The sequence below is a fragment of the Streptomyces echinatus genome, assembly GCF_014203595.1.
Classification (GTDB): Bacteria; Actinomycetota; Actinomycetes; order Streptomycetales; family Streptomycetaceae; genus Streptomyces; species Streptomyces echinatus.
On record NZ_JACHJK010000008.1, the window covers coordinates 15,105 to 26,716 of the forward strand.

At 71.2% G+C, this 11,612-nt stretch carries 12 protein-coding genes; 8 read left to right on the forward strand and 4 right to left on the reverse strand.

Going from position 1 to position 11,612, the window contains the following annotated elements; genetic code table 11:
• Window positions 1-3: 3 nt before the first annotated feature.
• A complete protein-coding gene (locus tag FHS34_RS22305) occupies window positions 4-627 on the forward strand; it encodes an OmpA family protein (RefSeq protein WP_184968170.1) in 624 nt (207 codons plus the stop codon).
• Window positions 628-642: 15 nt separating this feature from the next.
• On the opposite strand, the gene FHS34_RS22310 is transcribed toward FHS34_RS22305, so the two are convergent.
• The gene (locus tag FHS34_RS22310) at window positions 643-1,056 is read right to left on the reverse strand and encodes a DUF3224 domain-containing protein (protein WP_184968172.1); all 414 of its coding nucleotides are present in this window, start codon (window positions 1,054-1,056) and stop codon (window positions 643-645) included.
• A gap of 164 nt (window positions 1,057-1,220) precedes the next feature.
• Window positions 1,221-1,592 carry a DUF192 domain-containing protein gene (locus FHS34_RS22315; RefSeq protein WP_184968174.1) on the reverse strand — a complete coding sequence of 124 codons (372 nt, stop codon included), beginning with the start codon at window positions 1,590-1,592 and terminating at the stop codon, window positions 1,221-1,223.
• A 51-nt stretch (window positions 1,593-1,643) separates the two neighbouring features.
• On the opposite strand from FHS34_RS22315, the gene FHS34_RS22320 reads away from it, so the two are divergent.
• From FHS34_RS22320 to FHS34_RS22345, 6 genes are all read left to right on the forward strand, one after another.
• On the forward strand, window positions 1,644-2,555 hold the full coding sequence (locus tag FHS34_RS22320) for an LLM class flavin-dependent oxidoreductase (RefSeq protein WP_225817560.1): 912 nt from the start codon (window positions 1,644-1,646) through the stop codon (window positions 2,553-2,555).
• A gap of 137 nt (window positions 2,556-2,692) precedes the next feature.
• Entirely contained in the window at window positions 2,693-3,478 is a 786-nt protein-coding gene (locus tag FHS34_RS22325) for a class I SAM-dependent methyltransferase (protein WP_184968178.1), read from the forward strand.
• 767 nt (window positions 3,479-4,245) lie between these two features.
• Window positions 4,246-5,019: an isoprenyl transferase gene (locus tag FHS34_RS22330; protein ID WP_184968179.1), complete on the forward strand. Its 774-nt coding sequence runs from the start codon at window positions 4,246-4,248 to the stop codon at window positions 5,017-5,019.
• 348 nt (window positions 5,020-5,367) lie between these two features.
• Window positions 5,368-6,693: an RNA 5'-3' helicase PhoH2 gene (gene phoH2, locus FHS34_RS22335; RefSeq protein ID WP_184968181.1), complete on the forward strand. Its 1,326-nt coding sequence runs from the start codon at window positions 5,368-5,370 to the stop codon at window positions 6,691-6,693.
• 401 nt (window positions 6,694-7,094) lie between these two features.
• The gene (locus FHS34_RS22340; RefSeq protein WP_446697030.1) at window positions 7,095-7,796 is read left to right on the forward strand and encodes an aggregation-promoting factor C-terminal-like domain-containing protein; all 702 of its coding nucleotides are present in this window, start codon (window positions 7,095-7,097) and stop codon (window positions 7,794-7,796) included.
• 139 nt (window positions 7,797-7,935) lie between these two features.
• The gene (locus FHS34_RS22345; RefSeq protein WP_184968185.1) at window positions 7,936-9,294 is read left to right on the forward strand and encodes an AI-2E family transporter; all 1,359 of its coding nucleotides are present in this window, start codon (window positions 7,936-7,938) and stop codon (window positions 9,292-9,294) included.
• Between the two features lie 21 nt (window positions 9,295-9,315).
• Here the strand turns inward: FHS34_RS22345 and FHS34_RS22350 are convergent, their stop codons facing one another.
• Complete coding sequence (locus FHS34_RS22350; RefSeq protein ID WP_184968187.1) at window positions 9,316-9,849, reverse strand: alkyl hydroperoxide reductase; 534 nt, start codon at window positions 9,847-9,849, stop codon at window positions 9,316-9,318.
• A 3-nt stretch (window positions 9,850-9,852) separates the two neighbouring features.
• Window positions 9,853-10,407: a peroxiredoxin gene (locus tag FHS34_RS22355; protein ID WP_071381327.1), complete on the reverse strand. Its 555-nt coding sequence runs from the start codon at window positions 10,405-10,407 to the stop codon at window positions 9,853-9,855.
• Between the two features lie 138 nt (window positions 10,408-10,545).
• Here FHS34_RS22355 and FHS34_RS22360 point away from each other — a divergent pair, with 138 nt between their 5' ends.
• Window positions 10,546-11,493: a LysR substrate-binding domain-containing protein gene (locus tag FHS34_RS22360; RefSeq protein WP_184968189.1), complete on the forward strand. Its 948-nt coding sequence runs from the start codon at window positions 10,546-10,548 to the stop codon at window positions 11,491-11,493.
• Window positions 11,494-11,612 lie beyond the last annotated feature (119 nt).

The following is an 11,612-nucleotide window of genomic DNA, read 5'->3' on the forward strand; positions in this document are numbered from 1 at the left end:
CCAGTGACCACCACCCCCCGGCGTGCCCTCGTCGTCGCTGTTCTTCTGGTCGGTGTGAATCTGGCCGCCGGTACCGCGGTCGCCGACGACACCGGGCCCAGCGAACCCCCCGGTACCGAACCCACCGCCACCGCCCCCGTCAAGGTCGACCCCACCGACCCCGATCTCAAGCTGCCCGAAGGTGCCACGCTCGCCGAGGCCAAGGTGCTGGACATCAAGTCGGTCGTCGAGGACCAGAGCGGGGACGAGCGCCGCGAGGACACCAACGCCGACGTGACCTTCGCCCTCCAGGCCGAGGTGCTGTTCGGCAAGGACAACGCCAAGATCGGCGGAGAGGCGAAGGCCCGCATCGCCGCCATCGCCCAGGAGATCAGCAAGCAGAACCCGACCCGGGTCCGCGTCTTCGGCTTCACCGACGACCTCGGCTCCTCCGCCCACGGCGACACCCTCTCCAAGCAGCGCGCCAACGCCGTACAGGCCGTACTCGACCAGGACCTGAACTCCCCGGCCCTCACCTTCGACGTCCGCGGCTACGGCGAGCAGTACCCGATCGCCGACAACTCCACCGAGGAGGGCCGGAGGAAGAACCGGCGCGTCGAGGTGTCCTTCCCCCGTACCCGGGACTGACCCGGAACGGCCCCTCTACTCGTCCACCTCGTACTCGAACCAGATCCGATGGGTGCCGTCCGGGTCGATGGCCAGACCGCCGGCCCCTCGGATCCCGGCCAGCGCCCCCGTCCCGCTGCCCGGCACGATCACGAAGAAGTCGGCCTCCCTGCCGTCCCCGCGCGTGGTGCCCGAATGGGCGAAGTTGAAGGTGCCGGTCCGGTCGCGCAGGGTGCCCTCGAAGGACTCCATGGCCACATAGGTGCCGGTCGCGCTCACCTGGTCGTACGCCGCGGTGAACAGGGTCACCGACACCCCGGCGGCCTCACCCTCGTACCGCTTCCGCATGGTGGCCACGCCGACGGGCACCGCCGTCTCGATCCCCGGCTCCGGCACCCGCACCTCGGCCGGAGTGAACTCTTCCACCTTGAACGTTCCCGTAGCACGCATGCCCGGATGCCAGTGCCGCCCCACCGCCATCACGCCACGGTCCGGCAGATCGCCTCGGCCACCCGGCCGCACCGCACCGGCGTCGGCCCCGCACCGGCACCGACTCCGCATCCCGACTCCGCACCCCGACTCCGCACCGGCCCCGCCCCGCGGCCCCGCGGCCCTCAGGGTGTCGTCTCCACCTCCACCCGTACGCCCGCCCGCATCCCCCACCCCGCCATCGCCCCCGCCTCCGCCTCCAGCACGTGCCGCGCCCGCAGGCGGGGCAGTCCCAGGCGGCCCGGGGGCATCGTGCGGACGGCGATGACCGTCAGCCGGCGGTCCAGGTAGGCCACGTCGATGGGGATCCGCATCCCGAACGTGTGCACCCCGCTCGCCGGCGACAGCAGCATCGCCCCGTCGACCGAGTCCCGGCCCAGGAGCCCCCTCGTCCGCGCCCGGTAGGAGGCCGAGATCTCCAGGGGGACAGGCGCGCGCACCTCCCCGGAGGCCGCCCGCACGATCAGCCGTCCCCGCCCGTCCCGCCAGCGCCCCATGCCCCGTCCTCCCCGCCCCGGTGCCGCCAACTCGCCGGATGCGTAAATGCGTTGTCCTTTCCCGTCCTCCCCACTAGGAAGGGCGGTATGACAGGACTCGGTGTTGTATTCCGCCCCCAGCTTCCTCCCGAGCGGCTCCGGGCCGTCGCCCGTCTCGCGGACGACGTGGGCCTCGAAGAGCTGTGGCTGTGGGAGGACTGCTTCCTGGAGGGCGGCGTGTCCACGGCCGCCGCCGCGCTCGCCTGGACCGAGCGGGTCCGGATCGGGATCGGGCTGCTGCCCGTACCGCTCAGGAACGTGGCCGTCACCGCGATGGAGGCCGCCTCGCTGGAACGCATGTTCCCCGGCCGGGCCGTCCTCACCGTGGGACACGGGGTGCAGGACTGGATGGGACAGGTGGGTGCCCGGGCCGCCTCACCGCTCGGCCTCCTCGGCGAGCACCTGGACGCCCTGCGGGCCCTGCTGCGCGGGGAGCGGCTCAGCGTCCGCGGACGGTACGTCCAGCTGGAGGACGTCGCCCTGGACTGGCCCCCGCGGCAGCCGGTCGACATCCTCGCGGGCGGCACCGGCCCCCGCACGCTCCGGCTCTCCGGCGAGAAGGCCGACGGCACCCTGCTCACCGCCGCCACGTCGGCGGACGGGGTACGGCGGGCCCGGAAACTCGTCGAGGAGGGGCGGCGGGCCGCGGGACGGGACGCCGGCCCGCACCGGATCGTCGTCTATCTCCTGGCCGCCACGGGGGACGGCGCCGCCGCCCGGCTGCGCGCCGAACTCGTCGCCGAGGGGATCGAGCCGGGGTCGGACGTGGGCGTCGCGGGGGACGCGGGCGCGGTGGCCGAGGCGGTGCGGCGGCTGGCCGAGGCCGGCGCGGACACCGTCGTACTGCAGCCGACGGCGGACGAGCCCGACCCGGAGGGCTTCGTACGCTTCGCCGCGGAGCAGGTCCGGCCCCTGGTCCCGTGAGGCACCCGCCCGGGGCCGGCACCGGCCCCGGGCGCCGACCGCTGCGCGAACCCGGCCTCCGAAGGCCCCGCGCCGCGGCCTCCGTCAGGGGGAAGAACCGAGGGGCCGCGCCCTCCGGCCCCTGCGATCATGGCGGTATGACAGCGGATCGTTCCTTCGAAGACCTCGTGGCCGAGGGTGTCGCCGTGCCCACCGAGGGGTGGGACTTCTCGTGGTTCGAGGGGCGGGCCACCGAGGCGAGGCCGTCGTGGGGGTACGCCCGGTCGGCGGGGGAGCGGCTGGCCGGCGCCGAGGCCGCGCTCGACATCCAGACCGGCGGCGGAGAGGTGCTGGACTTCGCGCTGGGCCGGGCGGAGCCGGCCCGGCCGGTGCTGGTCGCGGCGACCGAGGGCTGGCCGCCGAACGTGGCCAGGGCCACCGCCCTGCTGCGGCCCCGTGGTGCCGTGGTGGTCGCGGCCCCGGACGACGCGCCGCTGCCGTTCGCGGACGAGGCGTTCGACCTGGTGCTCAGCCGGCACCCGGTGCGCCCGCACTGGGACGAGATCGCCCGGGTGCTGCGGCCCGGCGGCACATACTTCGCCCAGCACGTGGGGCCCGCCAGCGTCTTCGAGCTGGTCGAGTACTTCCTCGGGCCGCAGCCGGAGGAGGTGCGCTGCGCCCGCGACCCCGAGCGGGAGCGGGCCGACGCCGAGGCGGCGGGGCTGGAGGTCGCCGGGCTGCGGGCGGAGCGGCTGCGGATGGAGTTCCATGACATCGCCGCCGTCGTCCACTTCCTGCGCAAGGTCGTCTGGATGGTCCCGGGCTTCACGGCCGAGGCGTACGAGCCCCGACTGCGGACGCTGCACGAGCGGATCGAGAAGGAGGGACCGTTCGTCGCGCACAGCGCCCGCCACCTGTTCGACGTGCGCAGGCCGGGCCGCTGACGAATCCGGCGAACCGGGGGACAGCCGGGTGATTCGGCCGTGGATTCGCCGAGAGTTCTCTCGGAGTTTCCACATTGTTATTCACCGCGGTTCACAGGCGCCTCACCCGTCACGTAGGTTCATACCAAGGTAATTCGCGTCAGCAAAGCTGCGCAGCCGGTACCGCGCAGTGGAGGGGGCTGCGCGGTGCCGTGAAGCCGCACGACGGCCGCCCCGGGCCGGAGCGGAACGGTCAAGTCACCGTTCGCCGCCCGGTCGCCCATCGGGGGGACCTCCTGGGCGACGCGCCGAAGTGCCCCCAAGACGGCCTAATCCTTGCGAATTCATTCGTATCCGGCTCGATTTCCCTGGGATTCCGTCGTGAATCGGCCACGGCATACCCCTGAATCTCGCGTTCCGTGGCCACCGGGGCGTCGCCGGGCGATTCCGGAGAGTAGTTGTGGCACGCCGATGCACCCACCATCCCTTACGAAGGGTTATGGTGGAAACCCCCCCTCGGGCCGGTCCGTCTCCCCCCCACGGACCGGCCCGTTTTTCATGGGCCGGTCCGGAACCGTGCCGCCGGGGCCGGCGTCCCCCTCACGGGCGCCGGGCCGCGCCCGGCGCGCGGCCGCGCCGCTCGGGCGCGACGAGCCCCGCGCGACCCCGCACCGGACGGCCGGCGGTGCGCACCCGGCCCCAAACCCCGGGCCAGGACCAGGCCTCCGGCAGCGGTAGGCTCAACGGCTCCGGCACCCATACCCCGCGCCCAACCCCCGGAGGGTCACGTGAACCTGCGCGACAAGCTGCGCGGCCTGCTCGTCAGGCTCTACGCACGCCGGGTGGAAGGCCACCTGGACCACGCTCAGGTGCCCAAGCACATCGGCGTCATCATGGACGGCAACCGCCGCTGGGCGAAGGCGTCCGGCTCCAGCGCCGTCCACGGCCACCGGGCCGGTGCAGAGAAGATCGAGGAGTTCCTCGGCTGGTGCACCGAGACCGATGTCGAGGTCGTCACCCTGTGGTTGCTGTCCACGGACAACTTCGAACGCCCGCAGGAGGAACTCGTCCCCCTGCTCGGCATCATCGAGGACGTCGTCCGCACCCTCGCCGCCGACGGCCGCTGGCGCGTGCACCACGTCGGTACGCCCGACCTGCTGCCCTCGCAGATGCAGACGGCGCTGAAGGAGGCCGAGGAGGCCACCGCCCACATCGACGGCATACTCGTCAACGTCGCCATCGGCTACGGCGGCCGGCAGGAGATCGCCGACGCCGTGCGCTCCATGCTGCACGACGCGCAGGACAAGGGTGTGTCGATGGAGGACCTCGCCGAGTCCGTCGACGTCGAGATGATCGGCCGTCACCTCTACACCGGCGCCCAGCCCGACCCGGACCTGGTGATCCGCACCAGCGGCGAACAGCGGTTGTCCGGATTCATGCTCTGGCAGACCGCCCACTCCGAGTACTACTTCTGCGAGGTCTTCTGGCCGGCCTTCCGGAAAGTCGACTTCCTGCGCGCCCTGCGCGACTACGCCGCACGTCACCGCCGCTACGGCGGCTGACCCGCACCGCACCGCCCCGTCGCCGCCCGGTGACGGGGCGTTGTCGTTTACCCCGTTCGGAGGGATGTAACGAGGAGTTCACCAGCGTGCTGTTGGCCGCATTTGCATGGCGCTGCATGTTCGAGGGCATAAGCCAATCAGGTTGACACCCGAACCACGGGCGTCGGATCTCAGCGGGCGGCACGGGGCCGTCCGCCCGGGAGGCCCTTTGCACCAGCCCGACCGTGCGGTCACGGCACGGAAGCAGCCGCGGAGGGCCGGTTCACGGCCCGCCGCACGCGGGGGCCTGACACCGGTCCAGCATCACTTCGTCGCTCCCCGACCTCATCCGAGGGGGTACGTCCTTCCGTGGTGACCAGCACAAAGCGCCATAAGCCCGACCGGCGCACGTATGTTCTCGACACCAGCGTCCTGCTGGCCGACCCGAACGCCCTGACCAGGTTCGACGAGCACGAGGTCGTGCTGCCCATCGTCGTGGTCACGGAGCTGGAGGCCAAGCGGCACCATCCCGAACTCGGCTACTTCGCCCGCCAGGCCCTGCGCCTGCTGGACGACTACCGGGTGAAGAACGGTCGCCTCGACGCCCCCATCCCGATCGGGGAACTCGGCGGGACGGTCCGGGTCGAGCTCAACCACTCGGACCCCAGCGTGCTGCCCACCGGCTACCGCCTGGGGGACAACGACTCCCGCATCCTCGCGGTGGCCCGTAACCTGCAGGCCGAGGGGTTCGACGTCACCGTCGTGTCGAAGGACCTGCCGCTCAGGATCAAGGCGTCCTCGGTCGGTCTCCTGGCCGAGGAGTACCGGGCCGAACTCGCCATCACGGAGAACTCCGGCTGGACCGGGATGTCCGAACTCACCCTCTCGGGCGAACAGGTGGACATCCTCTTCGAGGAAGGCCATGTGTACGTCCCGGAGGCGTCCGACCTCCCCGTGCACACCGGGCTGACCATCCAGTCCGAGCGCGGCAAGGCGCTCGGCCGGGTCACCGCCGAGGGCAATGTCCGCCTGGTGCGCGGCGACCGGGAGGCGTTCGGCATCAAGGGCCGCAGCGCCGAGCAGCGCATCGCGCTCGATCTGCTGCTCGACCCGGACGTCGGCATCGTCTCGATGGGCGGCCGGGCCGGCACCGGCAAGTCGGCGCTGGCGCTGTGCGCGGGCCTGGAGGCGGTCCTGGAGCGCCGCCAGCACCAGAAGGTGATGGTCTTCCGGCCGCTGTACGCGGTCGGCGGGCAGGAACTGGGCTATCTGCCGGGCAGTGAGGCGGAGAAGATGAGCCCGTGGGCGCAGGCCGTCTTCGACACCCTCTCGGCGGTCACCAGCCGCGAGGTCATCGAGGAGGTCACCGCGCGCGGGATGCTGGAGGTGCTCCCGCTCACCCACATCCGCGGGCGCTCCCTGCACGACGCCTTCGTGATCGTCGACGAGGCGCAGTCACTGGAACGGAATGTCCTGCTGACCGTTCTGTCCCGGATCGGCGCCAATTCGCGGGTGGTTCTCACCCATGACGTGGCGCAGCGGGACAATCTGCGCGTAGGCCGTTATGACGGAGTCGTCGCCGTGGTGGAGAAGCTCAAGGGGCATCCCCTCTTCGCCCATGTCACCCTGACTCGCTCGGAGAGGTCCCAGATTGCGGCGCTTGTGACCGAAATGCTGGAGGACGGCCACATCTGACGCTGAACCGACGGCTGTTGGCGCCGTCCGGCAAAGGCCACGAGCCTAGCCGGGCGGCGCCTTCGCGCGTGGGGCTTTCCTGAAATCCCTAGGGCCAAACGGGATGTGAGCTTTCACACGCAACACAGAATTGCCACGCGGCGTCCGGTTACGGCAGAGTCTCACTCCTGTCAGGCCCCGCATACGACACACCTGTACCCCCAGCGGTACGGCACCACAGAAGTAACGCTTTCAACTCCATAGCGTCGTCGTATGCCGCCCGAGCACCACGCGGCTCTCCCCTCTGGGGAGTTGCCCACCGGGCCCGCGCCTCCCGTGACCCCGCAGTTGGGAGGCCAGTGCCAGGGGCACGATTGCGTCCGCCAGGGTCACCGAAGCGGGCGATGCTGGAAGGAAACCGTGTGAGCCGGATTTCGGTCCGGGGATTCGCAGTGGCCTCGGCCACCGCGGTCACCGCCGTCGGAAGCGTCGTGGGCGTTGCCTCGGGCAGCACCGCGCAGCCCAACGACGCCGAGGCGACGGCAGCCGACACCACGCTCCTCGCGGAGATACCCGCGGGTCAGCAGGCGCAGGTGCAGACCGCGTCCCTGACGCAGCAGGCCGACGCGCAGGCCATCGCCGCGGACGCGAGCGCCAAGAAGGACGCCGAGGAAGCGGCCCGCAAGGCCGCCGCCGAGACGGCCATCGCGAAGAAGGCCGACGCGGAGCAGGCGGCCAAGGAGGCCAAGGAGCGCGCCGAGACGAAGGCCGCGGAGGCTGCCAGCCGCAGCGATGTCCGCGACTCCTCCAGCTTCCCGACCCAGTCCAGCTACTCCGTGGCGCAGATCCAGGCGATGGCGCGTCAGATGGTGGCCGGCGACCAGTTCCAGTGCTTCAGCAACATCGTGGACCACGAGTCCAGCTGGAACTACCAGGCGGTCAACGCCTCCTCCGGTGCCTACGGTCTCTTCCAGGCCCTGCCCGCCGGCAAGTACGCCTCGGCGGGCGCCGACTGGCAGACCAACCCGGCGACCCAGATCAAGTGGGGCCTCAACTACATGAACGAGCGGTACCACAGCCCCTGTGGCGCGTGGTCGTTCTGGCAGGCCAACCACTGGTACTAGGCCCTACCGCCGTCGCTCGACCTCGCGCAGCCCCTCCCCGTCCTCAGGGGAGGGGCTTTCGCCCTGTACGGTCGTATCCGGACGACTCCCGGGGGGAGTGGTGGCGAGTACCCGGGGACGCGGGGGAAGAGGACGGATCATGTCGCGAGTGCCAGGGTGGCTGGGCCGGCTCGGGGCCGGACTCACCGAGATGAGCGAGCGTCTGGACGAGCGCCGGGCGGAGGTCGAGAAGGACCACGCGGAACCCGCCGCCTCCGCCGCTCCCGAACCGGCCGACGCGCCCGCGGACACGCCCGCCGACACGCCCGCGGACCCGCCCGCCGAGACGGCCCCGGCCGCCCGGCGGACCGCGCAGCCCTCCGGACCGCGCCCCGACCCCGCCGAGGCCGTGCCCTGGGGTGTCCGGGTCGCCGCCGAGGCGGGCTGGCGGCTGCTGGTGCTGGCCGGCACGGTCTGGGTGCTGATGCGGGTCATCAGCGCCGTCCAGCTGGTGGTGTTCGCCTTCGTCATCGCCCTGCTGGTCACCGCCCTGCTCCAGCCGACGGTCGCCCGCCTCACCCGGCGCGGGGTGCCGCGGGGCCCGGCCACCGCGCTCACCGCCATCAGCGGCTTCGTCGTCATCGGCCTCATGGGCTGGTTCGTGTCCTGGCAGGTGATGGAGAACATCGACACGCTCTCCACCCAGATCCAGAGCGGCATCGACGACCTCCGTAACTGGCTGCTGAAGAGCCCCTTCCACGTCACCGACAAGCAGATCAACCAGATCGCCAAGAACCTCCGCGAGGCGATCGGCGCCAACGCCGACCAGATAACGTCCGCGGGTCTGGAGGGCGTCCAGGTCATCGTCGAGGCCCTCACCGGCATCCTGCTGGTCTTCTTCTCGACGCTGTTCCTGCTCTACGACGGCAAGCGCATCTGGGAGTGGTTCCTGAAACTGGTGCCCGCCGCCGCCCGCCCGGGCGTGGCCGGCGCCGGCCCGCGCGCCTGGCGCACCCTGACCGCCTATGTGCGCGGCACGGTCCTGGTCGCCCTCATCGACGCCATCTTCATCGGCATCGGCATCTACTTCCTCGACGTGCCGATGGCCGTGCCGCTGGCCGTGTTCATCTTCCTGTTCTCGTTCATCCCACTGGTCGGCGCGGTCGCCTCCGGCGCGCTCGCGGTGATCGTGGCCCTGGTCACCCAGGGCGTGTTCACGGCCCTGATGACGCTCGTGGTGGTCCTCGCGGTCCAGCAGATCGAAGGGCACGTGCTGCAGCCGTTCATCCTCGGCCGCGCGGTCCGGGTGCACCCGCTGGCGGTCGTCCTGACCGTGGCCGCCGGCGGCATGGTGGCCGGCATCGGCGGCGCGGTGGTGGCCGTACCGCTGGTGGCGGTGACGAACACGGTGGTCGGGTATCTGCGGCAGTACTCGCTGGAGATGCAGCAGCGGGACTCCGCCGGATCCGAGGACGAACCCGCGGAGGAGAACGCGAAGGACCCCGCTCACCAGGGGTGAGCGGGGTCCTCGGGACAGGGCCTACTCGGCCAGCACGGCCTCGGCGTCCAGCGTGACGCCGACCGCCTGGACCACGGAAGCGATCTTGAACGCCTCCTGGACGGTCTCGCGCTCCACGCCGGCCTTGCGCAGCACCTGCTCGTGCGAGTCCAGGCACATGCCGCAGCCGTTGATCGCGGAGACCGCGAACGACCACAGCTCGAAGTCGACCTTCTCCACGCCCGGGTTGCCGATGACGTTCATCCGCAGGCCCGCGCGCAGGGTGCCGTACTCGTGGTCCGACAGCAGGTGGCGCGTCCGGTAGAAGACGTTGTTCATCGCCATCACCGCGGCGGCGGCCTTGGCGGCCTGGTACGCCTCCGGCGAGAGGTTCGCCTTCGCCTCCGGCTCCAGCTCACGCAGCACGATCGGGGAACGGGAGGCGATGGCGGTCGCCAGCACCGTGCCCCACAGCTGCTGGGCCGGGAGCTCCGAGTTGCCGATGACCGAGCCCAGGTTGAGCTTCAGGTCCTTGGCGTAGTCCGGGACGCGGGACTTCAGCGAGTCGAGCGACATGGGTCACTCACCGGCCAGCAGCGCGACCGGGTCGAGGGTGTCCTCGCCCTTGCTCCAGTTGCACGGGCACAGCTCGTCGGTCTGCAGGGCGTCGAGGACCCGCAGGACCTCCTTGGGGTTACGGCCCACGGAACCGGCGGTGACCATCGTGAACTGGATCTCGCGGTTCGGGTCGACGATGAAGACGGCACGCTGCGCGAAGCCGTCCTCGCCCTCGATGCCGAGGTCGCGCATCAGCTCGTGCTTGGAGTCGGCCAGCATCGGGAACGGCAGGTCGGTCAGGTCCGGGTGGTCCTTGCGCCAGGCGTGGTGCACGAACTCGGAGTCACCGGAGAAGCCGAGGATCTGGGCGTCGCGGTCGGCGAACTCGTCGTTCAGCTTCCCGAACGCGGCGATCTCGGTCGGGCAGACGAAGGTGAAGTCCTTCGGCCATGCGAACACGACCAGCCACTTGCCCTCGTAGGACTTGTGGTGGATCTGCTCGAACTCCTTGCCCTTCTCCAGCGAGACGCAGGCGGTCAGTTCGAACTCGGGGAACTTGTCACCGACAGTGAGCACACGCTCTCCTTGCAGCGAAGAAACTTCCCTTTTGGGGTGTTTCCCATGGATTGGACGCTGTCGATGTTGGCACAGGGCGCATTGATTAGTGAAATAGCTACACTCGGTGGTGTTGATCGGAGGTGGCTATCAGTGGCCATGGGTAACGGGAAGCGCAGGCAGCCGAGCCTCGCGCAGCTGCGGGCGTTCGCCGCCGTGGCCGAGCATCTGCACTTCCGGGACGCGGCGGCGGCCATCGGGATGAGCCAGCCCGCCCTCTCCGGCGCGGTGTCGGCGCTGGAGGAGGCCCTCGGCGTGACCCTCCTCGAGCGTACGACCCGCAAGGTGCTGCTCTCGCCCGCGGGGGAGCGGCTGGCCGTGCGGACCAAGGCGGTGCTGGACGCGGTCGGCGCGCTGCTGGAGGAGGCCGAGGCGGTCCGGGCGCCCTTCACGGGTGCGCTGCGCCTCGGGGTGATCCCCACCGTCGCTCCGTACCTCCTGCCGGCCGTGCTGCGGCTCGTGCACGAGCGCTATCCGCACCTCGACCTCCAGGTGCACGAGGAGCAGACCGCCAGCCTGATCGACGGCCTGCACTCCGGCCGGCTCGACCTGCTGTTGCTGGCGGTGCCGCTCGGCGTGCCCGGCGTCGTCGAACTCCCCCTCTTCGACGAGGACTTCGTGCTCGTCACCCCGCTGGACCACTGGCTCGGCGGCCGGGAGGGCATCCCGCGCGAGGCCCTGAAGGAGCTGAACCTGCTGCTCCTGGACGAGGGGCACTGCCTGCGCGACCAGGCTCTTGACATCTGCCGGGAAGCCGGCCGGGCGGACGCGCCGGTCACCACCACGGCCGCCGGACTGTCGACGCTGGTCCAGCTCGTCGCGGGCGGCCTCGGCTGCACCCTGCTCCCGCGCACCGCTCTGAAGCTGGAGACGACCCGCAGCACCCAGTTGCTGACCGGCTACTTCGCCGAGCCAGCGCCGACCCGCCGGGTCGCCTTCGCCATGCGGGCCGGCGCGGCCCGGGCCGCCGAGTACGAGGAGCTGGCGGCGGCCCTGCGGGGGGCGCTCCGCGCGCTGCCGGTGCGGGTGCTGGACGCCGACGTTTAGGGGGTTTCGTTTGGATCAGCCCGGGTCCGCGACGCCCGGCACGGCACCTCGCCGCGTTGTCGGACCACCCGAGTACGCCCAGTACGCGGATGGTCCTCCGCCTTGCGATGCACCGCACC